Raw genomic sequence first — 25,944 nt, 5'->3', positions numbered from 1 at the left:
AGAGCGTGACTGAGTTCGGCGGAGTGTCTGAGCTGGCGGTAGCCGACTGGCGGCGGCGGGTGTTCGCGCTCTATCAGTCCGTGCGGACAGAGAGCGACCCGGCGCAGGCACATGAGCTGTGGCGGGTCGGACGCGATGAGTTGCTCACGACCCATCCGGCGTCGCCCGTGCCTGCGGAGGACCGCTCGAGCTACGGGGGAGCCGAGATCGGGGTCTATCAGCCCGGACTGCGGTTCGAGGTCGCTGTTGATCCGGATGTCGAGAAGGTGCTGTGGGAGGTTCCGTCGGCGACGGACGGCGTGATCCCGTTCACCCGCGTCGGAGTCCTGCATCTTCCCGCGGTGGGCGATCTGGACGTGTGGTGGCTCGAGTCCTACGGCGGCGGTCTGTTCGTGCCGGTCAAGGATTCGCTGGCCGGCGAACGCACGTACGGCGGTGGTCGGTATCTCCTGGACACGGTGAAGGGTGCTGACCTCGGCGGCGATCTGCGGGCCGGCTGGCTGGTGGTCGACCTCAACTTCACCTACAACCCTTCGTGCGCCTACAGCCCGGACTGGACCTGCCCGCTCGCGCCGGCGGGCAACACCGTCAAGGCAGGCTTGCCGGTCGGCGAACTGACCTCAGCTCCCGCCGACCTCTAGGGCCGTCAGCAGGACCAGGACCACGGTGACGACAGCGAACAGGCCATGGCCCCCGACAACCGCGACCGGGAAGTGACGCTCGGCTGCGGACTCAACCACGCCTTCCTCACCGGCATGCTGTCGGGTCTGCGGGCGACCACCGTCCACGCCGTGCTGGACCCGGAGGGCGGCGAGTGCTGCGTGGAGATCACCGCGGACTGATCCCGCCGGCTCACGCCTCGGGTTCGCCGGCGGGGTGGTGGGTCTCCTGCTCGATGAGCGACTTGATGCGGGCGAGTGCCTGCTCGAGCTCTTCGTCGACGTCGGCGGCCTGGTTGGTGTGCACCCGGACGGTCAGCTTGGACGTCTCGTCCGCGACGAAGTCGACCAACAGCTCACCGTGGTACTCGTGCGGTCCCGGCGCCCCCCACCTCAGCACCCGATCCTCGTCGAGTACGTCGATCCACGCGTCCCGGTGACCGAGGTCGCCCGCGGCGACGTCGACCACCTCGTGCACGGCCTGGTGGGGACGCCGTACTTCGGGACCCTGAGCTTCCACCGGTCGTGGCCCGAGGCGGTGGAGCTCGGTCATCCAGGGCAGGAGATCGGGGAGGCGATCCAGGTCGGACAAACGGTCGAAGAGGACGTTCGGGTCGACGTCGACTGTGGTCCAGGCTTCGTACTGACCCATGGCAGAACTTCTTTTCCTAGCTGGGGATCTTGCGGCGGAGTTCGGGGAGGACCTCGGTGCGGTAGAGGTTCATCATGTCGATCGAGTGCGGTCCCAGGTTAGCGACGTAGATCTCGTCGAAGCCGGCTTCGACGTACGGCGTGAAGGCGTCGACGTGGGCATCGGCCTTGGGGCCGCAGGTGACGGACTGGGCGGTCGACTCCTTGGTGACGAGCCGGCTGGCCTGCTCGAAGTGCCGTGGTGAGGGGAGGACCTGCGACAGCTCCCCAGGCAGGCCGGAGTTGCCCCAGATCCGGTGGGCCTGCTCGACACCTTCCGCTTCGGTCGGTGCATAGCTGACCTTGAAGCCGGCCTGGGCCGGTTTACTGCCGCCGCCGTTGTCCCGGTATCGCTGCAACAGGTCGGCGTCGGGGGTGGTGGTGATGTACCCGTCCGCGATCCTGGCCGCGACATCGATTGCCTCTGGCCCGAATCCGGACATGTAGATCGGCAGCGGCTGGTCCGGCCGCGTGTAGATGCGTGCGGTGTCGACCGTGTAGTGCTTGCCGTGGTGCGAGACGAACCCCTCCTCAGTCCACAACCGGCGCATGATCTCCACCGCTTCCTCGACCATCTCCAGCCGTACGTCGATCGTCGGCCAGACCGATCCGAGCACGTGCTCGTTGAGCGCCTCGCCGGTGCCGATCCCGAGCCGGAACCGCCCGTTCAGCAGTACGGCGCTGGTCGCCGCGGCCTGCGCGATGATCGCGGGATGGATCCGCACCGTCGGGCAGGTGACCGCGGTCGTCACCGGGAGCTCGCAGACCTGCGAGATCGCCCCGATCGAGGACCAGACGAAGGCGCTCTGGCCTTGCTCGTGGTTCCACGGATGGAAGTGGTCACTGATCCAGAGTCCGTCGAATCCGGCATCCTCAGCCAGCCGCGCCTGCTCGATCAACTCCGCCGGCGTGTACTCCTCACTGGACAGAAAGTACCCGATCTTCACGATTTCTCCGATCACTCGCTTCCCCTCCCGAGTGCCCATCCCGCCTCCGTCCATGCACCCCTCACAGCACCCCTCACACCGCGATGGTTTGTCGGCGTTTCCGGGCGGGCACCGGAGGCGGCGCACGGGGAAAACAGCCGCCGGGTGTTCGCCCGGCTCGTCAGATGGGAAGGACCATGGGTCTCATTCTGTGGATCATCGCGGCGATCCTCGTGATTGCCGGGATCGTTTCGCTCGTCCGCGGTCAGTTGCTGTGGGGCGCTGCCCTGATCGTGATCGGACTGCTGGTCGGCCCTGGAGGCGTCAGCATCTTCACCTGATCTCTCTACCGGTTCGATTCGCCCCCACGTCGCGTCCGCGTGGGGGCGACGCCCGTCGTCAGGGGAGCAGGTCGGCTGCCGCGCGCAGGTCCTTGACGAAGTGATCGAAGTCGCGGCGGAACTCCTGCGAGCGGACCACCGCTGAGGGATGCACGGTGGCGACCGCTGTCCGGCCGCCGGGGAGCGCGACAGCTTCACCACGATGCTCGGTGACCTTGAAGCCGGTACCGAGGAGGGACCTGGCGGCGACAGCGCCGAGGATCACCACCAGCTTGGGTTTCACGATCGCGAGCTCGCGATCGAGCCAGGGGTGGCAGGCAACGATGTGGCCGACGGCCGGCGTCTTGTGGATCCGGCGCTTGCCTTGCCGTTCGAAGCGGAAGTGCTTCACCGCGTTGGTGAGGTACACCTGCGACCGATCGATCCCGGCTTCGGCCAGCGCCTTGTCGAGAAGCCGCCCGGCCGGACCGACGAACACATGGCCTTCCTTGTCCTCATGGTCACCGGGAGTCTCACCGACCAGCATCATCCGAGCGCGCACCGGCCCCTCGCCGGCCACCACCTGCTCGGCGTCCTGATACAAGTCGCACCCACGGCAATCGGGCAAAGCCGACCGCACCTTCCGCATCCCGCCGTCCGCCGGCACCCACCGCGTCGCTCCGTCGAAGCTCATACCTCAATCACCCGTCTCGGCGTGCGGCGCGTGCACCGGCTTGGACTGTGCCGAGCGGCGCTGGCGGAGGTAGACCGATCCACCGACAATCGCCGCCACGGCGAGGAACTCACTCTGCCAGTTCTGGAAGGACTCGTACCAGAACTGCGACGTACCCAAGTATTGCCAGGTCGTGACCGCCGCAGCGCCGTGTAGCTCCTGCTCCGCGCTGTACGACGCCGCACCCGTTGCCGCGTGCAACCAGAAGGACAGGAGGAACACGAGTCCGAACGCGATCGCGAGCGAGTTCTCGTACATGCCCAGGACGAGCTCGGACCCCCGCCGTACCGGCCAGGGCGCGTTGCGATCGTTGCGGTGCTCACGGGGATCCGCGTCCTGCGGCGCCGACCCCTCGAGCGGCCGGGACTCCGCCGAGCCCTTCTGCACGAGGTAGGCCGTGAGCAGGACGTACATGCCCATCTGCAGGAACTCGGACTCCCAGTTCTCGAACACGGCCTCGCCGAACGACGACGAGGAGACGTACTGCGACAGGCTCTCCGACGGCTGACCGTGATCGGCGAGTTCCGCGTTCTGCTGAGCGTGCCCGGTGAACACCAGTCCCACCAGGAACAGGAGGAACAGGGCCAGGTTGGCCAGGAGCAGGGATCGGAGCCGAAGCCATCGCATGCTGCACCGGTACCCCGGTTCGGGGACTGTGAAATCAGGGGGTTGGTGGGATGAGTGCCTGCCGGATGAGGACGAGGGCGAACAGCAGGAGCGTGAGGGCGTGGACGACGGTGCACCACAGGCAGATGGCGTCGATCTGGAACAGCTCGGCCCAGATCAGGTAGCAGACGAAGACGACGCCGCCCAGTACGGCGGCCAGGCGGAGCCGACCGGGCCAGGGGGAGGGCGTGCGCCACATCGGTGGCAGCGAGAGCACCGTCATGGCGGCGAAGAAGCCCAGGCCGAGCAGCGCGACCGGGATGCCGGCGAGCTTGGAGTACTCGCTCGTCGTCACCTTCACACAGTTGACGACGCCGGTGTCTGGGCAGGCCAGCGTCGACCCGGCGGTGAAGTGCTCATAGGTCAGGTACGACGCGACCGCGAGACCGGCGATCGACAGGGCCAGCGTGGTCCACGGGATCCACCCCAGCCCGGTCGACTTCTGGTCGGATCGTTGTGCGGTGTCGCTCACGCTCAGCTCTTCCCGAGCTTCGCGGCCGCGGCGGTCACGGGGGCGCTCGAGCACACGTTCGCCGGCTGGTTGTTGGTGAGCTTGCAGATCGCGGCGGTGTAGACGTTCGCGGAGGCGATGACGGCCTTCGCGATCGGGCTCGACGGGTCCTTGAGCGCGTCGGCGACCTCGGCCTGGGTCTTCCCGGCCAGCACCTCCGGGCTGTACGTCGCACCCGACGAGACGAACTTCCCGCCGAGCGCGATGAACGGGATCGAGCCACCGGTCTTCACGTACGGCGGCTGGTTGTAGGTGTCGAAGGTCTTCTGGTCCTCGGCCGTCGGGGTGTCGAGCGGCTCGTACTGGCCGTTGACCTCTTGGTTCGTGGTGGTCTCGACACCGGTGAAGCTCAGGTACTGACTGGTGTAGGTGGCGCCGTGGAACGACAGGGTCGGCGTGTTCGGGAACACGTCGTTCGCCGACGAGTGCGTCGTACCGAGGTTGCTGAACGTCCCGAACCGGGACAGGGCGACCGATACCGGCCACCGCTCGGCCGCGCAGTACGGGCAGAACTCGGCGCCGATGTAGAGCACCTTCGGCTTGCCGCCGGCGGTCAGCGCCGGGGCGTCGATCGCGGACGGCGCGGCCTGCACGCTCTCGGAGCCGACGGCGGCGAACGTCGAGTCCGGGATCGACGTCAGCGCGGTCATGATCTGGGCATCGGCCGAACCTGACGCCGCGGTCGTGTCCTTCTTGCCGCCACCGACCAGCCGGATGGTGATCAGGCCGCCGACGATGACGATGACCAGCACCACGGCACCGACCGCAAGCAGAAGCCGTCGGCGTCGCTCGGCTCGCTGCTGGGCAGCAAGCTGCGCCGCGATCCGCTCGCGGGCCTGGGCCTTCTGCTCGACACGCCTACTCATGACTCTCCCTCGCACATTCTCAGGCATGCCGAACGTGCTCGGCACCCATCAGGGACAACTGTTGATCGGGCCCGGAAGTTCCTGCCTTTCCGTCACCGAGAGATTACAGATGGGCGCGGAGTGTCGGCGCCGATGGTTAGGTTCTGGCTATGGACTGGCGACGATGGCATGACGAGTACGACGAGGCCGGATCGGGGCTGGCGCGCCGGCTGGCCGCGGTGCAGGACCAGGTGCGCGCGGGCCTGGATAGCTGTCCGCCTGGTCAGGTGCGACTGATCAGCCTGTGTGCCGGGCAAGGGCGTGACGTGCTCGACGTGCTGCCGGATCATCCGCGCCGCGACGACGTCCGGGCGAGGCTGGTCGAGCTGGATCCGCGGAACACCGCGTTTGCCCAGGAGAGGGCGCGCGGCCTGCCGCAGGTGGAGATCGTGACCGCGGACGCCGCGCAGGTCGATCAGTACGACGGCCTGGTGCCGGCCGATGTGGTCCTGGTGTGCGGTGTGTTCGGCAACATCTCCGACGAGGACATCGAGCGCACGATCGACACCTGCCCGCAGCTGTGCCGTCCTGGCGCCACCGTCATCTGGACCCGCCATCGCGGCGAGCCCGACCTGGTGCCGGTCATCTGCGAGTGGTTCGAAGCCCGTGGCTTCGAGCGTGTGTGGGTATCGGATCCGGATGCGGGTTTCGGGGTCGGCGTCCACCGGTACGCCGGCGAACCGCACGCGCTGGTCCCGGGCCGCACCTTGTTCAGCTTCGTGCGCGGCGGGGTCTGAGACTGCTTGCCTCCATAGACGACATCGCCTATGTTACATAGGAGATGTCATATCGCGTGGAGGTGGGCGGCATGGACGAGACGGCGCAACGGTTGCTCGGGTCCTCGGCGCGGCTGTCCCGGGACCCGGAGACCGAGATCGACTGGGACGCTCCGATCGGTGACGGGTACGGCCTGAGTCCGGAGTGGAGCACGCTCTACAGCACGCCGTACTGGGACGAGCTGGGCGAGGCGCAGCGCCGGGAGCTGACGCGGCACGAGGCGGCGTCGGTGGCGACGACCGGGATCTGGTTCGAGCTGATCCTGCAGCAGCTGATCCTGCGCGACGTCTACGACAAGCCGGCCGCCAGTGCCGAGTTCCAGTGGGCGCTGACCGAGATCGCCGACGAGTGCCGGCACTCGATCATGTTCGCCCGGGCGTCCGCCCGGATGGTCGAGCCGTCGTACCGGCCGCGGTGGCTGGCGCGTGAGCTGGGCCGGGTGTTCAAGGCGGTCGCCGCCGGCGAGTCGGCGTACGCCGCGATCCTGGTGGCCGAGGAAGTCCTCGACGTCATGCAGCGCGACTGGATGCGGGATCGGCGGGTGGAACCGCTGGTGCGGCAGGTGAACCACCTTCACGTGGTGGAGGAGTCGCGGCACATGGTGTTCGCCCGCGAGGAGACCCGTGAACGGCTGGCCGGTGCGGGCCGCGGCCGGCGGTGGGTCAGCGCGCTGGTGATCGCGATCGCGGCCGACATGATCGTGTCGAGCATGGTCGGGCGGGAGGTTTACGCGAACGTGGGTCTCGACGTCGATCGGGCGGTCCGCGAGGCGCGGCACAACGAGCATCACCGGTCGCTGCTGCGGACGAGTTGCGCGAACCTGATGGACTTCCTGGGCTCGCTCGGCCTGCTGACCCCGGCGGCGTCCCGGGTCTACCGGCGTACCGGACTGCTGTGAGCTACGCGATCTCGGGCGAGTGCTGCTCGGAGGCCAGTTGCGTCGCGGTGTGCCCGATGAACTGCATTCATCCGTCGCCGGGAGAGCCCGGGTTCGGGACCGGCGCGGGGCTGTTCATCGATCCGCGGACCTGTATCGACTGTGGCGCGTGCGCCGACATCTGCCCGGTCGACGCGGCGCAACCCGCGGACCGCGTCACGGCCGCGGACGTCGAGCGGAACGCGGCGTACTTCGCCGATCGGGAGCCGCTCGACGGGACGGACCTCGACGCCTGGCAACCGCCGGCGTACCAGACCTGGGGCGGTGGGCCGCGGCGCGTTCTCGTGGCCGGCGCCGGGCCGGCCGGGATGTACGCGACGCGTGAGCTGCTGTTGCGGAGTTCGGCCGAGGTCACCTTGGTAGATCGGCTCGATCGCGTCGGCGGGCTGGTGCGGTTCGGGGTCGCCCCGGATCATCCGCGGACCAAGCAGATCATCTCCACCTTCGAGCGGATCGCCGAGCATCCACGGGTCCGCTGGCGCCCGGGTACGGACGCAGCCGACGCCGGAGGCGAGTACGACGCGGTGGTCCACGCGGTCGGTGCGTATCAGAGCCGCCGGCTGGCGATCCCCGGTGCAGAGACCGCCTGCACCGCGGAGGACTTCGTTGCCTGGTACAACGGTCGGCCGGGTGCCATGCTGCCGATCGAGCTGACCGGTCCGCGGGCGGTCGTCGTCGGCACCGGTAACGTCGCGCTCGACCTGGCCCGGATCCTGCTCAGCGACGAACGCCGCCTGGCCGGCATGGATCTCCCGGACGTCGTACGCCGTACGCTCGCGAGAAGCGGGATCCGTGAGGTGCTGCTGCTCGGTCGACGGGGTCGCGACGACGCGGCGTACAGCGCCTCCGCGTTGCAGGAGATGTCGGCATTCCCGGGCGCTGAGCTGCGGTTCGAGGCCCGTCCGGTCCGGTGGAGCGCGGCGGGGCTGGAGCTGGACACGGGGGAGACCATTGCTGCGGGCAACCTCTTCACCGCGATCGGGTTCGAGGGCCGGCCGGTCGACGGGCTGCCGTTCGACTCCGACCGCGGCATCGTGCCGAACGTCCGGGGCGCCGTCGTCGGCCGGCCCGGGCACTACGTCGCGGGCTGGATCAAGCGCGGCGCTCGCGGTGGTATCGGAGTCAACAAGGCCTGCGCTCAGGAGACGGTGCAGACCCTGCTTGCCGCCGATCAGGCCGTGCTGGCTCTGGTCTAGTTCGTCCAGGGGCGGAGCTTCTCCGGGTTGCGGATCGCCCAGATGTTCGTGATCCGGTCCTCGGCGATGTCGAACGCGATCACGGTCTCGGTCACGCCTTCGTACTGGATGACCAGACCCGGCTGGCCGTTGACGGTCCGCTCCACCAGCGTGCGGCCGAAGTCCAGGATGGGCAGGCCGGTGAAGTACTCGGCGACGTTCGCGCCACCGTGGACCGGCTCGAGCGCGGCGATCACGACGCCGCCACCATCGGCGACCGCGGTGACGTCGGGGTCCAGGAGATTGACGAGGGTCGCGATGTCGGTGGCCTCCCACGCCTGTTTGAACTCACGAATGAGCTCGGCACGCCGGGCCGTCGGCGGTGCGGGAACCTGCGCGTCGCTGATCCGGCGCCGGGCCGATGATGCCAGCTGACGGCAGGCCGCCGGGGTCCGGCCGACGATCTCGGCCACCTCCGGGAACGGGTACCGGAAGACGTCGTGCAGGATGAACGCGACCCGCTCGGCCGGCGTCATCGAGTCCAGGACGACCAGGAACGCCATGTTCACCGACTCGTCCAGCGTGACCCGATCCGCGGGGTCGGCGCCGGCCAGTCCGTCGATGTTCTCGGGGAGCGGCTCCGGGATCCACTCGCCGACGTAGCGCTCGCGCCGGACCCGGGCCGACCGCAGCAGGTCGAGGCAGATCCGGCTCGCGACCTTGGTCAGCCAGGCGCCAGGTACGTCGATCGCCGCCTGCTCGCGGCTCGACATGGCGTACCACCGGGCGTACGTCTCCTGGACCACGTCCTCCGCGTCGGCGAGTGAGCCGAGCAGCCGGTAGGCGAGGTTGATCAGCTGACGCCGCTCGCTCATGATCGCGCTCAGGCCCGGATCGACCTGGTCGTCCCCGGTCATCGTGCTTCCCTTCGTCGGGTCCACCTTTCCCCCTACGACGAAACGCCGTACCGAAGTGTGAGGTCATCACAGTCCGGGCGACTGTCCCGTCGTACTGATCATGACTACACAACAAGCAACAGACGAAGCAGAAATCCGGGAGCGCGTCGAAACCCTGGTCGGCGCGATCCGGACCGGCGATATGGGGGCGGTCAAGACGATCTTCGCGCCGAACGTGGTCTCGTTCGACATCGAGGCGCCGCTGCGGCACCTGGGCGCGGAGACGAAGTGGAAGAACTGGGAGAAGGTCTTCACGATCTATGAGCTGCCGATCGACTACGAGGTCCGCGACCTCACGGTGCTCGTGGACGGGGACCTCGCGGTCGTGTTCGCCGTGAACCGGATCAGCGGCACGCTGGTGAACGGCCCCAAGACCGGCCAGTGGGTCCGATGGACAGCGGCCTGGCAGCGGATCGATGGTCAGTGGATGGTCGTCCACGACCAGGTTTCGGTGCCGACCTACTTCCCCGAGGGCCGGGCCGCGCTGGACCTCACGCCCTGAGCCACTCCGGCCAGGGACGCAGATCGCCGGCGGCGTCGGCCAGGGCTGTCAGCGCTTCGGACGTGGTGAGCCGCCGGCTCGGCTGGGGCGCGATCAGCCTTTGCAGGCTCTCGGGCAGTTCGGCGCCCGCCTCGGCGAGCGTCTGGCCGAGGCTGTAGAGATCCATCGCGGCGGAGACGGGCGCGCACGCTTCCTGCTCGGGGGAGGCGTATCCGACGGTTCCGACCGGGTGACCGGATGGTCGCTCGCTGCCGATCCGGCGAGCGCTGCCGAAGTCGATCAGGACCGGACGAGCATCGCGGAGCACGACGTTGTCCGGCTTCACATCCAGGTGCGCGAGGCCGCGGTGGTGCAGGGCCATCAGCGCGGGGAGTAACTGCGCACCGAGCAGTGCGGTCTCCTCGACGGTCAGTACGCCGTTCTCCTCGAGCTCGTCGGTGAGCGTCGGGCCGTCGACGTACTCGAGCAGGATGTGCGGGATGGCCTCGTCGGTGCCGTCGGCCAGCAGGCGCGGAAGGGCGGGGTGGTTGTTGCCGTCGAGGGCAGCCGTCTCTCGACGGAGCGACTTCAGGGCGCGCGGGTGGTGGATCTGGTGGGGACGGGCGGCCTTGAGTACGGCGGGGGACCAGAGCGCGACCGACCAGACCAGCCAGGTCTCGCAGCGGTGGCCGACACCGAGACGCTCCAGGGCGAACGTCCCGCCCGGCAGTTCGCACCCCTCGGCCCAATCCCAGACGGCGAGTCCGTCCTCGGTGTCGACAATCATCTGCAGGTCTCCAAGCGGTGATGCCTGCCGCCGGCTGAGCGCCGGCGGCAGGCTGTGGGTCAGCCGCGCGAGCGGCTGCGGGAACGGCTGCGGCTGCGGGAACGGGAGCGGCTACGGGACCGTCCGTGGCCGTGGTGCATGACCGGCTTGATGCGGAGCATGGTGCTCACCTCCTTCCACTGAGTTGGTGTTGGTCGAGGGAGACGACCCGGTCGGCGATGGCCGCCAGGTCGCGATCGTGGGTGACGAGCAGGACCGTGCGCTGCGCGGTCGTGGTCCGGATCGCCTCGATCACCGCGGCGGCCGAGACCGGGTCGAGGGACGCGGTCGGCTCGTCCAGCAGGACCATCGGCGCGGATGACACCGCGGCGCGGGCCAAGGCGACGCGGCGCCGCTGACCGCCGGACAGCCGTACGCCGCTTTCGCCGAGAGGCGTGTCGTACCCGAACGGCAACCGGCCGGCGAACTCGTCGACCAGCGCTGCCCGCCCGGCCGCGATCACGCCGGCGCGAGTCGCGTTCTGGTTGCCAAAGGCAATGTTCTCGGCCACGGTCGCGTCCAGCAGCCACGGGTCCTGCGGGACGAACGCGAACCGGTCCCGCAGGCTGCGCTGGTCGCAGTCGTGCACGTCCACGCCGTCGATCAGGATCCGTCCGGCGTCGACGTCGTACAGACGCAGGAGGAGATGCAGCGCGGTGCTCTTGCCGATCCCGCTAGGCCCGAGTAGGCACACGGTCTCGCCGGCCGCGATGTCGAGGTCGAACCGGTCGAGCACCGGTCGCCCGGGCTCGTAGCCGAAGGACACCCGCTCGAACCGTACGCCGGACCGCAGCGCCGGAGCCGGGCGAGCGTCGTACCGATTCTCGACGGCCTCGTCGCAGTCCAGGACCTCGCGAACTCGTACGGCGCTGGCACCGGCCTTCGCGAGTACGACGGACAACCGGGTCAGGCCGCGCACGGGTGAGTACAGGTCTCGCAGGTAGGCGAGCACGACCAGCAACTGGCCCACTGTGAGGACTCCGGACAGCACGTGCCACCCGCCGACCACCAGCACCAGCGCGGCGCCGAGCGCCAGGACGACATCGGCCATCGGGGTCCAGCGCGCGTCCACGTCGATCGCTCGCAGCTCGACATCCAGGACGGCGCGATTCCGCGTGCCGAAGATCGCGGCGGCTCGATCGATCCGCCCGAAGGCCTGGACGGCGCGGACGTTCCGCAAAAGGTCGGTCGTTGCCCCCGCCAACCGTCCCGACTCGGTCCGCGCATCCTGTTGGGCGGTTCGGATCAGGCGGCGCTGCCGGACTGCCAACGCGGCCAGTACCGGCACGACCCCCAAGCCGATCAGAGCGAGCTCGGGGTCGAAGGCGAACAGCAGCACCAGGACGCCGGCGAGCATCACCGCATCGGGCAGGAACGACGTGGTCACCGCGACCACCGCGTCGAGCATCCGGCCGACGTCCGTGGTCAGGCGGGACACCAGCTCGCCGCTGCGCATCCGGTCGTGCCACCGTAGGGACCGCGTCATCGCGCGCTGGAACATCGTTGCGCGCAGCGACGCGCCGATCCGCTCGGCCGCGCCCTCGACCGTCCGCAGACTCGCCATGTCGAGGAGCCCGATGATTGTCGACAACAAGACGCTGCCGGTGGCGGCCAGCGCCAGGACGACGATCGGATCCGCCGCCGGGTTCGGACCGAGCGCGTGATCGACGGCGAGAGCCAGCGGCCACGGGCGGAGGAGAACCGCACCGACTCGCAGTACGACGAGCCCGGCCGCGGCGGCGAGTGCAGGGAACTGCACTCGGGCGGCAGGCCCGGCGACGGCGAGTGAGAGCGGAAGCTTCATGCCGACAACGGTCGTCGCCGGCTGGTCGGCCTCGGTAGTGCACCTTGGTACTACGACTGTCGTCGGGGCTGCCCGACCGCGCCGGGCCACCTACGATCCCAGTCATGGTGAGACTGCGACGCTCGCGCGTGGACCCTGGGCCGATCTCGACGGTCGGGCTGCTGGTGCGCTTCACCGCGGCCGGGCTGATCGTGCTGCTGTCCTTGGCCGCGCTGATCGCGTTCGTCGCGCGTCAGGCCGGCGTGGATCAGGCGACGGATTCGGCTCGGCAGGTGACCTACGTGACCGCTCGTGGGGTGGTCGAGCCGCGCTTGGACGCGGCCGTGATCGCGGGTCAGCCCGCCGCCTTGCGGTCGTTCGACACCGCGATGCGGAAGTACGTGCTGCAGGGCTCGCTGGTGCGGGTGAAGCTGTGGAATGCCGACGGCCGGATCGTCTACTCCGACGAGCCAAGGCTGATCGGGCAACAGTTCCCGCTCGGGGCCGAGGAGCAGGAGGCGCTCCAGCGGCAGGGCAGCAGTGCGTCCGAGGTCAGCGACCTGAGCCGGCCGGAGAACAAGTTCGAGATCCCGTACAAGAAGCTGCTCGAGGTGTACGTCGGGGTCCGCGGAACCAACGGGGAGCCGATGTTGTTCGAGGCGTACTTCGAGTACCGGGCGGTGACCGAGGCCGGACAGGCGGCCTGGAAGCGGTTCGCGCCACCCGCGCTGGGGGCATTGCTGGTGCTCGAGCTGGTGCAAATTCGTTCGCCTGGTCGCTGGCCCGCCGGGTGCAGCGACAGCAGCGGGACCGGGAACGGTTGCTCCAGCACGCGGTCGACGCGTCCGACGCCGAGCGCCGCCGGATCGCGGGGGAGTTGCACGACGGCGTCGTACAGGAGCTGACCGGGCTGAACTATGCGCTCGACGCGATGCGGTTGGGTACCCCGACGGAGGGTCAGCGGGCTGAGGTGATCGCGGACAGTGCAGGACGGTTGCGGGCGAGTATCGGCTCGCTTCGGTCGCTGCTCGTGGACATCTATCCGCCGAACCTCGCCGAAGAAGGCCTCGCGTCGGCGCTGGCCGAGTTGGCGGGCGGACTCGAGCGGACCGGGATCGACGTACGGCTCGAGACCGACGGCACCGAGGAGTTGCCGCCGGCGGCCGCGGCGCTGTTGTTCCGGGCGGCGCAGGAAGTCGTCCGGAACGTGGCCGCGCACAGTGGGGCGCGGGAGGTGCTGATCAAGGCGCAGCGGGTGGACGGGCGTGGGGTGCTGATCATCGACGACGACGGCCGCGGGTTCGACGAGTCGCGACTTGATGAGCGGAACAGCAACGGGCACCTCGGGCTACGCTCGATCGGCGACCTGCTCGCCGAGTCGGGTGGCATGCTGACGGTCCGGGCCGCGCCCGGTCAGGGGACACGGGTGGAAGCCGAGGTGCCGGTGTGATCCGGGTGTTGATTGTCGACGATCATGCGATCGTCCGGACCGGCCTGTCCCAGCTGCTCGGTACGGCGGACGACATCGAACTCGTCGGGGCCGCGGGGGATGGTGCCGAGGCCGTGGCGATGGCGGCCGAGCTGCGGCCGGACGTCGTACTGATGGATCTGTCGATGCCCGGCACGGACGGGATCGCGGCGACGGGGCAGATCGTGGCGGCCGATCCAGGGGTGCATGTGCTGGTGCTGACGTCGTTCAGCGATCAGGCGCGCATCCTCGACGCGTTGCAGGCCGGAGCCGAGGGATACCTCCTGAAGCACAGTGAGCCTGAGGTGATCCTGGCCGGAGTGCGAGAGATCGTGGCCGGCGGGTCGCCGCTGGACCCGAAGGCGGCTCGGGTGGTGCTGACCAACCGGCGCAGCCCGGGCCCGGAGACCAAGCTGACCGACCGCGAGCAGGAGGTCCTCGACATGGTCGGCGCCGGCCTGCCGAACAAGACGATCGCCCGTCGGCTCGGCATCAGCGAGCGGACGGTCAAGGCACATCTGACGAACGTGTACCAGCGCCTCGGCGTGACCGACCGCACCCAAGCCGCGCTCTGGGCCCAGCGGCAGCGCCGCGAGGAGTAGGTACTAGTACCAAGGTCCGATGGTGCCCGCCGCCCGCCTGCGACAGGATCGACGCATGGACTTGGAAGACCTACGCCGCCGACCGGTCGTGCTGCGAACCGGCGGCGACGATGCCGAGCCGACGCGAAGGCCGGTGCGATACCTCGCGTGGGCCGGCACCGGGCTGCTCGGCCTGGTGGCGGCGGCCGGCCTGGTCGCCGGGGGTACGGCGGTCTGGTCCGCCTTCGACCCGGGTACGCCGGGCCAATCGCCGGCACCACTGTGGTTCGCGCCCCCGGAAACCATCACGCCCCAAAGCTCGAAGGTCACACCGACCATCACGCCGAAGACCATCGAACCTGGTGACGACAAGGGTGGGGATCGGAAACAGCCCACCCCAGGAACGTCGACCCCAGGTAAGTCGACCTCAGGGGAGTCGACTTCCGGGGAGTCGACTTCCGGGAAGTCTGGTTCGGGTAAATCCGGGTCGTCCGACGACAAGTCCGGCCACCACTGACCTCAGCTCAGCTCTGCGACGATCTGAGTACCCGCGGTTCCCGTGATCACCGCAGCCGTCTCATCGAGGGATCCGACCGCGGCCCGTCCCTTGGTCGCTTCCACGAACCGTGCGGCGGCGCGCACCTTCGGCCCCATCGACCCTTCGGGGAAAGTGAGGGCCGCGAGATCCGCGACGGTGATCTCATGCAACGGCCGCTGCCTCGGGGTCCCGTAGTCCAGATAGACGGCCGGGACGTCGGTCAGCATCACGAACAGGTCGGCCCGGAGCTCGGTCGCGACCAGCGCCGCGGTCAGATCCTTGTCGACGACGGCCTCGACTCCGGCGAGTCCCGAATTTCTCTCCACCACGGGGATGCCCCCGCCTCCGGCCAGGATCACAGTCATGCCGTTGCGGAGGAGTACGTCGGCGGCATCGAGCTCCACAACCCGACGTGGTTCCGGGGACGCGACCACCCGGCGCCACTGTGAGCCGTCCTGCCGGAAGGTCCACTCCGAGGTCGACTCCAGCAACTGCGCGTGGTCCTCGGGATAGCCGGTCCCGACGTACTTCGTCGGCGCACCGAAAGCCGGATCCGTCGCGGCGACCACCGTCTGCGTGACCAGCGTGACCGCTCGGCGAGCCAGGCCGGCGTTGCCGAGTGCCTGCTGGATCCAGTACCCGATCACGCCCTGGGTCTCCGCGACCAGGTCACTCAGCGGATACGGCTTCGACAGCGCGGGGTCCGCCGTACTCTCCAGCGCGAGCAGCCCCACCTGCGGTCCGTTGCCGTGCACGATCACCACCTCGTGCTCAGCCGCCACCGCCGCCAACGCCGGCGCCGCCACGGCCAGATGCGCGACCTGCACGTCGGCGTCCGGCCGCTCCCCGCGCCGCAACAACGCATTCCCCCCGAGCGCGATCACCATCCGCATACCTTCAGCGTCGCACGCAGCTCCACAGATCAGGTCCTCTGGCATCACGGGTAGGGACTTCCGACCCTGATCCGGCCCGCTCAGCGGATGAGCTCAACTGCGCGGCTCGGCGAGTGGCGCGCGCAGTTCGAGGACGGTGCCTTGCGGCTGTTTCCTCTGCAGCCGCACGGCACCGCCTAACGCTTCGGCCCGGTCCCGCAGGTTGCGCAGGCCGCTCTGGTGATCGGTGGCGGCCACACCGACACCGTTGTCGCTGACGCGCGTGATGACCTCGGTCGGGGTCGCGGTGACCTCGACGCTGACCTCGGTGGCTTCTGCGTGGCGTACGACGTTCGACAGCGCCTCCCGGATCGCGGCGAGGATCTGCGGACGGACGGTCACGGGTACGACGGCGTCGAGCGGGCCGGTGAAGGTCAGTCCGGGGCGGAACCCGAGCGGTTCGGCATACTCGGCGACCAGGGCCTGGATGTCGGAGCGAAGCGATCGGCGGCTGGGGCGGTGATGCAGCTCGAAGATCGCAGCGCGCAGATCACGGATGGTGGTGTCGATGTCCTCGATGGCCCGGCCGAGGCGTTCGTGGACCTCGGCGTCCACCATCCTGCGGATGGCCTGCAATTGCAGGCCGGTCGCGAACAAGCGCTGGATCACCAGATCGTGCAGGTCCCGGGCGATCCGGTCGCGTTCCTCCAGGACGGCGACCATCGCGTGGTCGCGGAGCGCCTGGCCACGATCCAGTACCAAGGTCGCCTGTGCCGCGAACATCTTGACCAGGTCGCTGTTCCCGTCGAGCGCAGTGGCTCCGACGACCAGCAGGCCGCCTACCGAGGCCGACGACGGTGAGAGCGGAGCGACGGCGGCCGGTCCGATCTCCGGGATGTCGGCAATGGTGACTCGGTCGCCAGGCACCGCGTGATCCAGTCCGGGGATCTGCTTGCCGACGTACTTGGTCAGTTCCGGAGGTCCGTCGAGGGCCTCGATCACCAGGTCGTGGCCGTCGGTCAGCAGGACGGCGCCGACGCGCGCGCCGGTGAGTTCGCGAGCCCGGCGGGCGATCAGCCGGAGGGCGTCGCGCTGATCGAAGTCGCCGAGCAGGAGCTGGGTGATCTCCGCGGTCACCTCGCGCAGGCGCTGTGTCCGCTCGCCCGACTCCTGATCGCTCACGATGTCACGGTACGGAAGCCCCTGCGGCTTTGGAACGCCTCTTCCCCCTCCTTCCCCTTCTTCCCCTTCTTTCCCTTCGAAGCTGTTGCTTCGGGCATCAATGGGCGCGGCGCCCGCTGACGGACTCGGTACCGAGCCGGATCAGCTGCCGGTCGCGAAGCCGCAGCCACGACGGCGCGGTCCCCGCGAGCTCGGCCGCCTCGCCCTCGGGGACGGCGGACAGATGGCCGATCGCGGTCACGGTCCAGCCGTGCCGCCGCTCCAGGTCGATGTCGTCCACCTCGAACGCGACCACGTCGCCCCGGTGCGCCGCCCGGAGCCATTCGCAGTCGTCGGACGCGAACACGATCGTGTCGCCGTCGACACAGAACGCGACCAGCCGGAGCACCGGCAGACCGCCTTGGGTGAACACGAGCCGCCCGACCGGGACCGAGGACAGCAGCCGGAGGCACTCCGGCCCGTCGAGGATCTCCAGGCCGGCATCGTCGTAGGTGTGCATCAGATCCTCCATTGCCGGTCTACGCTGAGCGATACAGCTGCTTCAGGGGGGAGCGACAAGCTATGGCCATCACGGTGTTCCTGCTCGATGACCACGAGGTGGTGCGGCTCGGCTTGCGGCAGCTGCTGGAGGGCGAGCCGGACATCGAGGTGGTCGGCGAGGCGTCGACCGCGGCGCAGGCGACCACCCGGATCCCGGCGCTGCAGCCTGATGTCGCCGTCCTCGATGTCCGCCTCGGCGACGGCGACGGGATCACCGTGTGCCGGGAGATCCGGTCGGCGATGGACAAGCCGCCGGCCTGCCTGATGCTGACCTCGTTCTCCGACGAGGAAGCCCTGTTCACCGCGATCATGGCCGGGGCGGCCGGCTACCTGCTCAAGCAGGTCAGCGGCACGGACCTGGTCGGAGCGGTACGGCGCTTGGCCGCGGGGGAGTCGCTGCTCGACCCGGCGATGACGGCTCTGGTCCTGGAGCGGCTGCGGAACCCGGTCGACGTGGACGACGACCCGCGCTACGAGTCCCTGACCGAGCAGGAACGCCGGATCCTCGACGAGATCGCGGCCGGCAAGACCAACCGGCAGATCGCGGAGAGCATGTTCCTGGCCGAGAAGACGGTGAAGAACTACGTCTCCGGGCTGCTCCGCAAGCTCGACATGGAGCGCCGGACGGAGGCAGCCGTGTACGCCGTCGAACGCGCGAAGCGGCGCCCGAAGACCTGACCCACGCTGTCTGCAGGCCCCGGCCGGTCGGTTAGCAAGTACGGATGCGGCGTCCACTGATGTGCTCCGGTTCGATGACTACGAGGATCTCCTGGTCGTCGCCCGCCCACGGATCCGTGCCTGAGCGCCACGTCACCGTCTCCTGCAGTGAGCCGTGCCGGCAGCGGCCCGAGACCAGCACGCTCCAGCCGTCCCGCGCGGCCCCGTCCAGCCGATCCACCTCGAATGCCACCGGACCATCGCCGTACCGCGCGATCGCAGTGGCGGCCCCGGTCCGGAAGACGAACTGCCGGCCGTGCACCGTGTAGGTGACCGATCGCACCGACAATCGGCCGGCCAGCTCGAAAGCCAGCCGGCCGGTGCCGCCGGGGGCGAGCAGCTGGAGGCACTCGTCCTCACGCAGGTGATCCAGCACAGGGTGGCGGGCGGCGAGTCCACGGACGGGCGAGGTCCGTGGACCGAGACGGTCGGAAACGGTTGCGTCCAGTGCACCGGCCAGCCGGATCAGCGCGCCCGCTGTCAGCTGTTCCGCCTCCTGCGACGCGTCGACCTGCGGCTCGGTCCATGCGGACCCCTCCTGCCGCGCGAGCCCGAGCGACACCCCCGGCTCCGACTGGTCCCTCCCCTGCGGAGACCGGGATCGGCCGGACGCTGTCATCGAACACTCCCTTTCCTGCCGTCTGCCGCCAATCCAACCGCCGCCACGCCGGGCTCCGACAGAGCCAGATGTCCTCAGCGGGAAGGACCGAAGGCCCGAAGTGTCGGGTCGAGGGGTACGCCGATCGTCTGCAGGATGAGAGTTGTTCCACCAGACCGACCGGAAGCAGGTGTGCGGGTGAGGTATGTGTTGATGTTCGTCGAGACCGAGGCGTACGCGAAGGAGTTCGAGGCGATGACGCCGGACGAGCGGGAGCTGGCCTTGGCGCGGGTGACGCAGTGGTTCGACGATCACCGGGACAAGCTGCGCGGTGGCAGCAAGCTGCAAGGGGCCGGGTCGGCGACCACGGTCCGGTTCGACGGCGGCGTACCGATGACGACCGACGGGCCGTTCATGGAGGGCAAGGAGGTGATCTCCGGGTTCAGCGAGATCGAGGTCGACGACCTGGACGAGGCGCTGCGGATGGTGAAGACCTGGCCGGCCTGCCCGGTCGTCGAGATCCGGCCGGTCGCGTTCATGAACACCACCGGGGCTTCGTGAGAACTGAAGACGAACTGGCTCGCGTGGTCCGGGACCACGCGAGCCAGCTGGCCGGAGCGCTGGTTTCCTTGCTCGGCGACTTCTCCGCCGCCGAGGACCTGGTCCAGGACGCCGTCGAGATCGCCCTGCGGCGCTGGCCGGTCGAGGGGATTCCGGAGCGGCCCGACGCCTGGCTGTTCACGGTCGCCCGCCGCCGCGGTCTCGACGTACTGCGCCGACAGCAGAACTACCGCGCCAAGCTGGCCCAGCTGCAGCTTCCCGTGCAGCCCGCGGCCGAAGACCGGCTGCGGCTGATCTTCACCTGCTGCCACCCGGCGCTTGCTCGCGAGGCGCAGGTCGCCCTCACGTTACGAGTGGTCTGCGGACTGACCACCGCGCAGATCGCGGCCGCGTTCCTGGCGTCCGAGTCGGCCGTCGCGCAGCGGATCACCCGGGCGAAGCGGAAGATCACCGAGGCCGGAATTCCGTACCGCATACCGCGCGACGACGAACTTCCCGACCGCCTCACCGAGGTACTCACGGTCATCTACCTGCTCTTCAACGAGGGCTACCTGTCCAGCTCCGCCGACCGCGTTCACTCGCGCGATCTGGTCGACGACGCCGAGTGGCTCACGGCCCTCCTCCATGGCCTGCTGCCGAACGAGCCCGAGATCGCCGGCCTGCTCGCGCTGATCCGCCTGCACCGCGCCCGTACGGCGTCCCGCTTCACGACCACCGGCGAGCTGATCCTGCTCGAGGGCCAGGACCGCGGCCGCTGGGACCACGCCGCCATCGCCGACGCGACCACTTTGCTGACCCGCACCGCCCGACGCCATCGGGCGCCCGGTCCGTACCAACTGCAAGCAGCCATTGCTGCCTGCCACAGCGAGGCCCCGATCTGGGCGGCGACGGACTGGGAGCAGATCCTCGTCCTCTACGACATGCTGCTGGCCCTGCAGCCGACGCCGGTGACCCGCTTGCATCGCGCCATCGCGTTCGCCTACGTCAACGGCCCGCAGGCCGCACTCACCCAACTCGACGAGTTGTCGACGGATTTGCAGCTATATCCGTTGTTCCACGCGACCCGAGCACAGTTCCTCCGCGATCTCGGTCGCGACGCCGAGGCTGACGCCGCCAACCAGCGAGCCGCGGACCTGACCTCCAATCCCGCCCAGCTCGGCCTCCTCCAGGAGCGCTCGGCCCAGTGAGCCAGGATCCTTGATCCATGGGTACTCAGGGGCGGGGCGAACGGCTGTGGTTTCTGGACTGGCTGCGCGTGCTGGCGGTGTTCGGAGTGTTCGTGTTCCACTCCCTGCGCCCGTTCGACGACGCCGACTGGCATGTGAAGAACGCGGACCGCAGCGAGGGCATCTCGATCGCGATCGCCTTCCTCGGACTGTGGGGCCTGGCGTTCTTCTTCATGCTGTCGGGTGCCGGTGCCTGGCTCGCCCTCCGCTGGCGGACCGCAGCCGGCTTCCTCCGCGAGCGATCCCTTCGGCTCCTGGTTCCGTTCGTCGTCGCCTATGCTCGGGATCGGCGCCTTCGTCCTCGGCATTGTCACCGGAATCATCGACTTCCTCGACGGCTGGTGGCCGGATCCGGGCTACTCCTGGGCCTACCTCTGGTACTCGCCCCTGATCACCGTCGCCGTCTGGGGCTGGCTGGTGGCGGTCCTCGGCGGCGGCATGCGGCTCGCCGCGTTCCAGCGGCCGCTACCCGTACCAGTCGCCCGCGCCGCGATGCCGTACTTCATCGTGCACCAGCCGATCATCCTCGCGATCGCCTTCTTCGTCGTCCGCTGGGACGCGGGCCTCTGGGTGAAATACGCCGTATTGCTGCCGAGCGCTTGCGCGATCTCGGCCGCCCTGGCGCTACTCCTGTCCAACCTGGCCGGAGCGTCGACGCTCCTCGGCGTCAAACGCTCCGCAGTACCGACACCACAACGCCGAGGATGACCGCGTCGTCGCCGTCGATGACGTCGTACGCCGGGTTTCGCGGCTCGAGGTACACGTGGCCGTTGCGGCGGCGGTACACCTTGACGGTCGCCTCCTCGTCGATCATCGCGGCGACGATCTGACCCGAGTGGGCCTCGGACTGCTGCCGGATCACGACGATGTCGCCGTCGCAGATCGCGGCGTCGATCATCGACTCGCCGCGGACCCGCAGGCCGAACACATTGCCGCGCCCGGTCAGCCCGCGCGGGAGCTGCAGTACGTCGTCCACGTGCTCGACCGCGGCGATCGGCGTACCGGCCGCGATGTCACCGACCACGGGCACCGGCACCGAATCGTCGGAGTCCCGCGCCGGCGACTCCTGGAGGAACATCCGTACGTCGATCGGCCGCGACACCGACGGGCTGCGCCGCAGGAAGCCCTTGTCCTCCAGGCTGGCCAGGTGCTTGGACACCGAGGACGAGGAGCGCAGTCCGACCGCATCACCGATCTGCCGGCTGCTCGGCGGATAGCCGTACCGCGTCACCCAGTCCCGGATCACCACCAGGATCCGCTGCTGCCGGTCCGGGAGCGCGCCGGTGTCGAGGTCGCCGAACAGATCGAGATCAGTCACCGCGAAATCCTAGAGCGCCCAAGCCCGCGGACCCGCACCCGACTCGCGTCAGGTCCGCAACTAAACTCTTGGCGGATGTGCCGGGAGCGCACCTACGATCGGCCGGGTGAGCGCTCCCTCGGAAGCTGTCCTGGATGCCTTCGGGCTGTCCGAACACCCCGTCCTCCTGCCGGGCGGGCAGGGTGAGACGTGGCGATCCGGCGCGGTCGTGCTGAAGCGGGCGGGATTGATGGCGGAGAGTCTGTGGCGCGCTGACGTGCTGGATGGGCTGCCGGAGTCCACCGAGTTTCGGGTGGCACGACCGGTGCGCAGCCGAGGTGGCGAGTGGATCGCGCACGGCTGGGAGGCATCACAGTTGCTGGCCGGTGCCACGGATGTCCGGAGGCAGGACGACGTACTGACAGCTGGGTCCGCTTTCCATGCGGCCGTTGCCGGGCTGCCACGGCCAGGCTTTCTCGACGAACGTGATGACGCTTGGTCGTACGGCGATCGGGTCGCGTGGGACGAGGAGCCGGCCGGCGGGAGTCCGGCGTACCAGGACTTGGTTTCGGGGCTGGTGAAGGCTCGTCGGCCGGTCGACCTGGCGGCGCAGGTGGTACACGGCGATCTGCCGGGGAACGTGATGTTCGCCGACGGGTTGCCGCCGGCGATCATCGACTGGCCGGTGTACTGGCGGCCGCCCGCGTGGGCGTCGGCCGTCGCGGTCGCCGACGCCCTCTGCTGGTACGACGCCAAGCCTGACCTGGCAGCGCGTTGGTCAGACCTCCCACAGTGGGGCCAGATGCTGGTCCGAGCGCTCATCTACCGCATCGCAACCGACGAGGCGCTCGGTGGCGCCGCGGTCTGGACGACGGATCGCCGTGCGGTCTACGAACCCGTGATCGAGGTCGCGCTTGCGTACGTCGGCTGATCCCGCCGTCAGGCAGAGAATCAGGGTCGATAGCATCCGGGTATCGAAGCGAGTGCCGGAACCTCTTCGACAAGGAGTGGGCGCTGGCTTTGACTTGGGGGATTGAAGGGTTGGGTCTGGGGGGCCGCACTTTCCGCCGGACCACACCGTCCGTCTGAAAGTGAGGAGCATTGTGAGGCTGTTCAGACCTGGGGTGCTAGCACTTGCCCTTGGACTCGTGGCCGGACTGATCACCACCGGCCCGGCCGACGCCGACGAGACGCAGACCGTCTCGTACCACGGCTATGAAGTCACTGTTCCGGCCAGTTGGCCGGTCATCGATCTGTCCACCGACCCGACCGCCTGTGTCCGGTTCGACCGTCAAGCCGTCTACCTCGGCCGCAGTACGGCGCAGGCCGACTGCCCGGCGCATCTGGTCGGCCGGAGCTCGGGGCTCGTCCTCGAGCCGCTGACCACCGAGCAGCCGTCCAGCGACGGCCTGCTGCGTCGCGCGATCACGGATGCCGGCGTACTCGCGACCGCGTACTACGCACCGGGTTCCGAGCAGACGGCGAACGCCGTACTGGCGACTGGTCGCGTCGTTTCGAAGTCGCAGTCCGCGCGGGTCGCCCAGCCCGCCGCGGTCACACCGTCGGTCGTTGCCACTGGCAACTTCGCTGGGTACGGATTCGACGCGTGCACGGCGCCTTCGCAGGCGACGATGGACGCGTGGCGGCCGAGCTATCAGGGCGTCGGCATCTACATCAGCGGCGGTCTGCGCGCGTGTGGCCAGCCCAACCTGACGGCCGACTGGGTAGCGGCCAACGCGAGCAAGGGCTGGCAGTTCCTGCTGATCGACGTCGGTCTGCAGGCGCCCTGCACGACGTACTCCAGCCGGATGTCGTCGGTCGCGTCGACCGCGTTGACCCAAGGCCGGAACGCCGCGATCAACGCGGTCGCCGCCGCGCAGGCGCTCGGGTTCGCGCAGCGGAGCGCGATCTACAGCGACATCGAGGCGTACACCTCGACCGCAGCGTGCAAGGCCGCCGTCCTGTCCTACCTGAGCGGCTGGACGCAGGAGCTGAACTCCCGCGGCTACCTCGGCGGCGCGTACGTCGGTGCGTCCTCGGGTGGCGTGGACCTGTCCAGCGCTTACGCGAGTACGGCGTACACGCGACCGGACAACCTGTGGTTCGCGCACTGGAACACGACGATTCCGGTCGGGACCAGCCCGTTCATCCCGGCGACGTACTGGAACAACCACCAGCGGGTGCACCAGTTCGTCGGCAACACGTCGGAGACACATGGCGGCGTGACGATGTCGATCGACCGGGACTACCTGAACCTCACCGCGCCACCGCCACCGGTCACCAGCTTCAAGGTCACGGGTGGTGTCACGGTCGCAACGTTGCAGTGGGGCATTCCCGCCAACACCACGCTCGGCCAGATCATCATCCGCGGCGCGTCCGGTTCGACCGCGCCGCAGCTACCGACCGCCGGTGCGGCGATCTACAACGGTACGGCGAGTTCGTTCGCGCTGACCGGTCTGGTGAACTCGGGGAGCTACGCGTACCGGGTCTGGGTGAAGGACAGCAAGGGCAAGATCGGGCCCGGGGTCGATGTCCGGCTGATCGGGACGAAGACGACGATCGCGGCCAGCGCGGCCTCGATCATGTACACCGGGTCGGTCACGCTGACGTCGGTTATCACGCGGCTCAACGATGCGACCAGGCTGAGCGGCGTACCGGTGGTGCTGTTTTCGAAGGCGAAGAACGCGACGAAGTGGACGACGGCCGCGGTGCTGACGTCGGACGCGAACGGCGTCGTCACGTCGGTGCAGAAGCCGGCGGTCTCGACGTACTACATGTGGGGCTACAACGGCGCCGCCGGTCTGCTGGGGACGCGGAGCTCGGCCGCGCTGGTCGAGGTCAAGCCGGCGATGTCGGGGTACCTCACTCCGGCGATCAAGCTCGGCGAATCCGTGCTGCTGTACGGCTATCTCAACCCGCCGCACGCCGGTACGACGGCTTACCTGCAGCGCCGGTCGGGCACGAGCTGGGTCGCGGTGACGTCGGTCAAGCTCACGACCAACGGCAAGTACGGCTTCAGCATCAAGCCGACCGCACGCGGTACCTACACGTATCGCGTGGTGTGGTTCGCTGACGCAGACCACGCTGGAACGCAGACGCCGTCCAAGGTGCTGACGGTCAGCTGACCTGGTCCAGGTCGGCCGCCACACGCTGCGCGATCTCGATCGCGTGCGCCGCCAGCGGCGAGTGTGTGCGGCCGGCCTGCCAGAGCAGGTAGATCTCTCTGGCGGGCAGTGCCGGTTCGAACTCGTGGAGAGCCAGGCCGGCCTCGTTCGGGTAGACGGCGAGGAGCGGCATCACGGCCGGGGCGAGACCCGCTCGCACCATCGCGAGCAGGGCCTCGTTTCCGGCCGTGCGGAACACGAACTCGGGGCGGATGCCCTGCTGGGCGAGGAAGCGCTCGACGTTGGCCTGATCGCAGATCGCCGGATGCGCGACGATCGGCAGCCGGTCGAGCTGCTTCGGCGCGACCGGCCCGGGTGGAAAGTCACCCGGGCGGGCGACCAGGACGTGCGGGTCGTCGAGCAGTTTGAGGTGGTCGATGTCGACGTCGCCCGGGCCGTCGGCCGGCCCGTCGAAGAACATCAGGTCGAGGCCGGTGAGGTCCGGTACGTCGGTCTCTTCCTCGAACAACCTGATCTCGCAGCCGGGATGTGCCTCGTGCAGCTCGCGGATCACGGTCGGCAGCAGCACGTTGGAGACGGTCTGGAACGTGCCGATGTCGATCCGGCCGTCGCCGGCGCGGAAGCGCTCCACGGCGTCCGACATCGCGTCGGCCCGGCGGAGCAGCTCGCGTCCGTGGTCCAGGAGGACGGCGCCCAATCGCGTGATGCGGACCGGCTTGGGGCCGCCCGGCCGGTCGAACACCGCTCCGCCGGCGGCCTTCTCGAGGACGGCGATCTGCTGGCTGACGCTCGACTGGGTGTAGCCGAGCTTGGTCGCGGCGCGGCCGAACGATCCCTCGTCGGCGACGGCAACCAGGGTCGCGAGATGACGCAGCTCGTACATAGTTCGCAGAC

The 25,944-nt window shown here is 69.0% G+C and carries 32 protein-coding genes and 1 pseudogene; 18 read left to right on the top strand and 15 right to left on the bottom strand.

Annotation, left to right across the window (positions count from 1 at the left end):
• Positions 1-5: 5 nt before the first annotated feature.
• Both ACZ3HV_RS12650 and ACZ3HV_RS12645 read left to right on the top strand, forming a co-directional pair.
• A complete protein-coding gene (locus ACZ3HV_RS12650) occupies positions 6-641 on the top strand; it encodes a DUF1684 domain-containing protein (protein WP_465683726.1) in 636 nt (211 codons plus the stop codon).
• A 45-nt stretch (positions 642-686) separates the two neighbouring features.
• On the top strand, positions 687-842 hold the full coding sequence (locus tag ACZ3HV_RS12645; RefSeq protein ID WP_465683724.1) for a hypothetical protein: 156 nt from the start codon (positions 687-689) through the stop codon (positions 840-842).
• Positions 843-852: 10 nt separating this feature from the next.
• On the opposite strand, the gene ACZ3HV_RS12640 is transcribed toward ACZ3HV_RS12645, so the two are convergent.
• A complete protein-coding gene (locus tag ACZ3HV_RS12640; RefSeq protein WP_465683722.1) occupies positions 853-1,311 on the bottom strand; it encodes an SRPBCC family protein in 459 nt (152 codons plus the stop codon).
• 16 nt (positions 1,312-1,327) lie between these two features.
• Positions 1,328-2,335: a TIGR03557 family F420-dependent LLM class oxidoreductase gene (locus ACZ3HV_RS12635; RefSeq protein ID WP_465683720.1), complete on the bottom strand. Its 1,008-nt coding sequence runs from the start codon at positions 2,333-2,335 to the stop codon at positions 1,328-1,330.
• 137 nt (positions 2,336-2,472) lie between these two features.
• Here ACZ3HV_RS12635 and ACZ3HV_RS12630 point away from each other — a divergent pair, with 137 nt between their 5' ends.
• Positions 2,473-2,616 carry a GPGG-motif small membrane protein gene (locus tag ACZ3HV_RS12630; protein ID WP_165949278.1) on the top strand — a complete coding sequence of 48 codons (144 nt, stop codon included), beginning with the start codon at positions 2,473-2,475 and terminating at the stop codon, positions 2,614-2,616.
• 58 nt (positions 2,617-2,674) lie between these two features.
• Here ACZ3HV_RS12630 and ACZ3HV_RS12625 read toward each other — a convergent pair whose 3' ends face one another.
• From ACZ3HV_RS12625 to ACZ3HV_RS12610, 4 genes are read right to left on the bottom strand one after another with little or no spacing between them, the layout of a single operon-like run.
• Positions 2,675-3,289: a UdgX family uracil-DNA binding protein gene (locus ACZ3HV_RS12625; protein WP_465683718.1), complete on the bottom strand. Its 615-nt coding sequence runs from the start codon at positions 3,287-3,289 to the stop codon at positions 2,675-2,677.
• 3 nt (positions 3,290-3,292) lie between these two features.
• Positions 3,293-3,955 (bottom strand): DUF6766 family protein, encoded by a 663-nt coding sequence (locus ACZ3HV_RS12620; protein WP_465683716.1) that lies wholly within the window; start codon positions 3,953-3,955, stop codon positions 3,293-3,295.
• A 34-nt stretch (positions 3,956-3,989) separates the two neighbouring features.
• Positions 3,990-4,466 carry a vitamin K epoxide reductase family protein gene (locus ACZ3HV_RS12615; protein ID WP_465683714.1) on the bottom strand — a complete coding sequence of 159 codons (477 nt, stop codon included), beginning with the start codon at positions 4,464-4,466 and terminating at the stop codon, positions 3,990-3,992.
• A 2-nt stretch (positions 4,467-4,468) separates the two neighbouring features.
• Complete coding sequence (locus tag ACZ3HV_RS12610) at positions 4,469-5,371, bottom strand: DUF929 family protein (protein WP_465683712.1); 903 nt, start codon at positions 5,369-5,371, stop codon at positions 4,469-4,471.
• A 149-nt stretch (positions 5,372-5,520) separates the two neighbouring features.
• Between ACZ3HV_RS12610 and ACZ3HV_RS12605 the strand changes: the two genes are divergently transcribed.
• From ACZ3HV_RS12605 to ACZ3HV_RS12595, 3 genes are all read left to right on the top strand, one after another.
• Positions 5,521-6,147, top strand: coding sequence for a class I SAM-dependent methyltransferase (locus tag ACZ3HV_RS12605; RefSeq protein WP_465683710.1), 627 nt, complete (start codon positions 5,521-5,523; stop codon positions 6,145-6,147).
• A gap of 71 nt (positions 6,148-6,218) precedes the next feature.
• Positions 6,219-7,085: an AurF N-oxygenase family protein gene (locus ACZ3HV_RS12600; RefSeq protein WP_465683708.1), complete on the top strand. Its 867-nt coding sequence runs from the start codon at positions 6,219-6,221 to the stop codon at positions 7,083-7,085.
• Complete coding sequence (locus ACZ3HV_RS12595; protein ID WP_465683706.1) at positions 7,082-8,320, top strand: FAD-dependent oxidoreductase; 1,239 nt, start codon at positions 7,082-7,084, stop codon at positions 8,318-8,320. The genes ACZ3HV_RS12600 and ACZ3HV_RS12595 overlap by 4 nt, the downstream gene beginning before the upstream one ends.
• Here the strand turns inward: ACZ3HV_RS12595 and sigJ are convergent.
• Complete coding sequence (gene sigJ / locus ACZ3HV_RS12590) at positions 8,317-9,216, bottom strand: RNA polymerase sigma factor SigJ (protein ID WP_465683704.1); 900 nt, start codon at positions 9,214-9,216, stop codon at positions 8,317-8,319. The genes ACZ3HV_RS12595 and sigJ overlap by 4 nt on opposite strands.
• Positions 9,217-9,316: 100 nt before the next feature.
• Between sigJ and ACZ3HV_RS12585 the strand changes: the two genes are divergently transcribed.
• Positions 9,317-9,757: a YybH family protein gene (locus ACZ3HV_RS12585; RefSeq protein WP_465683702.1), complete on the top strand. Its 441-nt coding sequence runs from the start codon at positions 9,317-9,319 to the stop codon at positions 9,755-9,757.
• Here ACZ3HV_RS12585 and ACZ3HV_RS12580 read toward each other — a convergent pair.
• Positions 9,747-10,523, bottom strand: coding sequence for a serine/threonine-protein kinase (locus ACZ3HV_RS12580; RefSeq protein ID WP_465683700.1), 777 nt, complete (start codon positions 10,521-10,523; stop codon positions 9,747-9,749). The genes ACZ3HV_RS12585 and ACZ3HV_RS12580 overlap by 11 nt on opposite strands.
• 166 nt (positions 10,524-10,689) lie before the next feature.
• Positions 10,690-12,366, bottom strand: a complete 1,677-nt coding sequence (locus ACZ3HV_RS12575; protein ID WP_465683698.1) for an ABC transporter ATP-binding protein — start codon at positions 12,364-12,366, stop codon at positions 10,690-10,692.
• 104 nt (positions 12,367-12,470) lie between these two features.
• On the opposite strand from ACZ3HV_RS12575, the gene ACZ3HV_RS12570 reads away from it, so the two are divergent.
• From ACZ3HV_RS12570 to ACZ3HV_RS12555, 4 genes are read left to right on the top strand one after another with little or no spacing between them, the layout of a single operon-like run.
• Complete coding sequence (locus ACZ3HV_RS12570) at positions 12,471-13,250, top strand: hypothetical protein (RefSeq protein ID WP_465683696.1); 780 nt, start codon at positions 12,471-12,473, stop codon at positions 13,248-13,250.
• Complete coding sequence (locus ACZ3HV_RS12565) at positions 13,166-13,795, top strand: sensor histidine kinase (RefSeq protein WP_465683693.1); 630 nt, start codon at positions 13,166-13,168, stop codon at positions 13,793-13,795. Before ACZ3HV_RS12570 ends, ACZ3HV_RS12565 begins: the two co-directional genes overlap by 85 nt.
• Positions 13,792-14,415, top strand: a complete 624-nt coding sequence (locus ACZ3HV_RS12560; RefSeq protein WP_465683691.1) for a response regulator — start codon at positions 13,792-13,794, stop codon at positions 14,413-14,415. The genes ACZ3HV_RS12565 and ACZ3HV_RS12560 overlap by 4 nt, the downstream gene beginning before the upstream one ends.
• A 55-nt stretch (positions 14,416-14,470) precedes the next feature.
• Entirely contained in the window at positions 14,471-14,911 is a 441-nt protein-coding gene (locus ACZ3HV_RS12555) for a hypothetical protein (protein ID WP_465683689.1), read from the top strand.
• Positions 14,912-14,913: 2 nt separating this feature from the next.
• Here the strand turns inward: ACZ3HV_RS12555 and ACZ3HV_RS12550 are convergent, their stop codons facing one another.
• The 3 genes from ACZ3HV_RS12550 to ACZ3HV_RS12540 form a co-directional block, all read right to left on the bottom strand.
• Complete coding sequence (locus ACZ3HV_RS12550) at positions 14,914-15,825, bottom strand: carbamate kinase (protein WP_465683687.1); 912 nt, start codon at positions 15,823-15,825, stop codon at positions 14,914-14,916.
• Positions 15,826-15,918: 93 nt separating this feature from the next.
• Complete coding sequence (locus tag ACZ3HV_RS12545) at positions 15,919-16,986, bottom strand: sensor histidine kinase (RefSeq protein WP_465683685.1); 1,068 nt, start codon at positions 16,984-16,986, stop codon at positions 15,919-15,921.
• A 97-nt stretch (positions 16,987-17,083) separates the two neighbouring features.
• Positions 17,084-17,485, bottom strand: coding sequence for a pyridoxamine 5'-phosphate oxidase family protein (locus ACZ3HV_RS12540; RefSeq protein ID WP_465683683.1), 402 nt, complete (start codon positions 17,483-17,485; stop codon positions 17,084-17,086).
• 62 nt (positions 17,486-17,547) lie between these two features.
• On the opposite strand from ACZ3HV_RS12540, the gene ACZ3HV_RS12535 reads away from it, so the two are divergent.
• Positions 17,548-18,204: a response regulator gene (locus ACZ3HV_RS12535; RefSeq protein ID WP_465683681.1), complete on the top strand. Its 657-nt coding sequence runs from the start codon at positions 17,548-17,550 to the stop codon at positions 18,202-18,204.
• 31 nt (positions 18,205-18,235) lie between these two features.
• Here the strand turns inward: ACZ3HV_RS12535 and ACZ3HV_RS12530 are convergent, their stop codons facing one another.
• Positions 18,236-18,862: a pyridoxamine 5'-phosphate oxidase family protein gene (locus ACZ3HV_RS12530; protein WP_465683680.1), complete on the bottom strand. Its 627-nt coding sequence runs from the start codon at positions 18,860-18,862 to the stop codon at positions 18,236-18,238.
• A gap of 177 nt (positions 18,863-19,039) precedes the next feature.
• Between ACZ3HV_RS12530 and ACZ3HV_RS12525 the strand changes: the two genes are divergently transcribed.
• From ACZ3HV_RS12525 to ACZ3HV_RS12510, 4 genes and pseudogenes are all read left to right on the top strand, one after another.
• Positions 19,040-19,402 (top strand): YciI family protein, encoded by a 363-nt coding sequence (locus tag ACZ3HV_RS12525; RefSeq protein ID WP_465683678.1) that lies wholly within the window; start codon positions 19,040-19,042, stop codon positions 19,400-19,402.
• Entirely contained in the window at positions 19,399-20,589 is a 1,191-nt protein-coding gene (locus tag ACZ3HV_RS12520; protein WP_465683676.1) for an RNA polymerase sigma factor, read from the top strand. The genes ACZ3HV_RS12525 and ACZ3HV_RS12520 overlap by 4 nt, the downstream gene beginning before the upstream one ends.
• Before the next feature lie 17 nt (positions 20,590-20,606).
• Positions 20,607-20,891 (top strand): annotated as a pseudogene (locus ACZ3HV_RS12515) (acyltransferase family protein); the annotation flags it as partial.
• 13 nt (positions 20,892-20,904) lie between these two features.
• The gene (locus ACZ3HV_RS12510) at positions 20,905-21,336 is read left to right on the top strand and encodes a hypothetical protein (protein ID WP_465683865.1); all 432 of its coding nucleotides are present in this window, start codon (positions 20,905-20,907) and stop codon (positions 21,334-21,336) included.
• Here ACZ3HV_RS12510 and lexA read toward each other — a convergent pair.
• Positions 21,296-21,946, bottom strand: a complete 651-nt coding sequence (lexA, locus tag ACZ3HV_RS12505) for a transcriptional repressor LexA (RefSeq protein WP_465683674.1) — start codon at positions 21,944-21,946, stop codon at positions 21,296-21,298. The genes ACZ3HV_RS12510 and lexA overlap by 41 nt on opposite strands.
• Before the next feature lie 106 nt (positions 21,947-22,052).
• Between lexA and ACZ3HV_RS12500 the strand changes: the two genes are divergently transcribed.
• A complete protein-coding gene (locus ACZ3HV_RS12500; RefSeq protein WP_465683672.1) occupies positions 22,053-22,856 on the top strand; it encodes a TIGR02569 family protein in 804 nt (267 codons plus the stop codon).
• 217 nt (positions 22,857-23,073) lie between these two features.
• A complete protein-coding gene (locus ACZ3HV_RS12495) occupies positions 23,074-25,050 on the top strand; it encodes a DUF1906 domain-containing protein (protein WP_465683670.1) in 1,977 nt (658 codons plus the stop codon).
• Here the strand turns inward: ACZ3HV_RS12495 and ACZ3HV_RS12490 are convergent.
• Positions 25,043-25,933 carry a LysR family transcriptional regulator gene (locus ACZ3HV_RS12490; protein ID WP_465683668.1) on the bottom strand — a complete coding sequence of 297 codons (891 nt, stop codon included), beginning with the start codon at positions 25,931-25,933 and terminating at the stop codon, positions 25,043-25,045. The two genes, ACZ3HV_RS12495 and ACZ3HV_RS12490, sit on opposite strands and share 8 nt — an antisense overlap.
• Positions 25,934-25,944 lie beyond the last annotated feature (11 nt).

The sequence above is a fragment of the Kribbella sp. NPDC020701 genome (assembly GCF_055562215.1).
This window is presented reverse-complemented; position numbering and strand designations above follow the sequence as displayed.

Coding starts and splice junctions, on each gene's coding strand:
- ACZ3HV_RS12605 (WP_465683710.1), top strand. CDS start 5,521: ATGGACTGGCGACGATGGCATGACGAGTACGACGAGGCCGGATCGGGG.
- ACZ3HV_RS12555 (WP_465683689.1), top strand. CDS start 14,471: ATGGACTTGGAAGACCTACGCCGCCGACCGGTCGTGCTGCGAACCGGC.
- ACZ3HV_RS12540 (WP_465683683.1), bottom strand. CDS start 17,485: ATGCACACCTACGACGATGCCGGCCTGGAGATCCTCGACGGGCCGGAG.
- ACZ3HV_RS12625 (WP_465683718.1), bottom strand. CDS start 3,289: ATGAGCTTCGACGGAGCGACGCGGTGGGTGCCGGCGGACGGCGGGATG.
- sigJ (WP_465683704.1), bottom strand. CDS start 9,216: ATGACCGGGGACGACCAGGTCGATCCGGGCCTGAGCGCGATCATGAGC.
- ACZ3HV_RS12570 (WP_465683696.1), top strand. CDS start 12,471: ATGGTGAGACTGCGACGCTCGCGCGTGGACCCTGGGCCGATCTCGACG.
- ACZ3HV_RS12630 (WP_165949278.1), top strand. CDS start 2,473: ATGGGTCTCATTCTGTGGATCATCGCGGCGATCCTCGTGATTGCCGGG.
- ACZ3HV_RS12550 (WP_465683687.1), bottom strand. CDS start 15,825: ATGCGGATGGTGATCGCGCTCGGGGGGAATGCGTTGTTGCGGCGCGGG.
- ACZ3HV_RS12575 (WP_465683698.1), bottom strand. CDS start 12,366: ATGAAGCTTCCGCTCTCACTCGCCGTCGCCGGGCCTGCCGCCCGAGTG.
- ACZ3HV_RS12490 (WP_465683668.1), bottom strand. CDS start 25,933: ATGTACGAGCTGCGTCATCTCGCGACCCTGGTTGCCGTCGCCGACGAG.
- ACZ3HV_RS12580 (WP_465683700.1), bottom strand. CDS start 10,523: ATGATTGTCGACACCGAGGACGGACTCGCCGTCTGGGATTGGGCCGAG.
- ACZ3HV_RS12635 (WP_465683720.1), bottom strand. CDS start 2,335: ATGGGCACTCGGGAGGGGAAGCGAGTGATCGGAGAAATCGTGAAGATC.
- ACZ3HV_RS12645 (WP_465683724.1), top strand. CDS start 687: ATGGCCCCCGACAACCGCGACCGGGAAGTGACGCTCGGCTGCGGACTC.
- ACZ3HV_RS12620 (WP_465683716.1), bottom strand. CDS start 3,955: ATGCGATGGCTTCGGCTCCGATCCCTGCTCCTGGCCAACCTGGCCCTG.
- ACZ3HV_RS12610 (WP_465683712.1), bottom strand. CDS start 5,371: ATGAGTAGGCGTGTCGAGCAGAAGGCCCAGGCCCGCGAGCGGATCGCG.
- ACZ3HV_RS12640 (WP_465683722.1), bottom strand. CDS start 1,311: ATGGGTCAGTACGAAGCCTGGACCACAGTCGACGTCGACCCGAACGTC.
- ACZ3HV_RS12600 (WP_465683708.1), top strand. CDS start 6,219: ATGGACGAGACGGCGCAACGGTTGCTCGGGTCCTCGGCGCGGCTGTCC.
- ACZ3HV_RS12530 (WP_465683680.1), bottom strand. CDS start 18,862: ATGACAGCGTCCGGCCGATCCCGGTCTCCGCAGGGGAGGGACCAGTCG.
- ACZ3HV_RS12535 (WP_465683681.1), top strand. CDS start 17,548: ATGGCCATCACGGTGTTCCTGCTCGATGACCACGAGGTGGTGCGGCTC.
- ACZ3HV_RS12510 (WP_465683865.1), top strand. CDS start 20,905: ATGCTCGGGATCGGCGCCTTCGTCCTCGGCATTGTCACCGGAATCATC.
- ACZ3HV_RS12585 (WP_465683702.1), top strand. CDS start 9,317: ATGACTACACAACAAGCAACAGACGAAGCAGAAATCCGGGAGCGCGTC.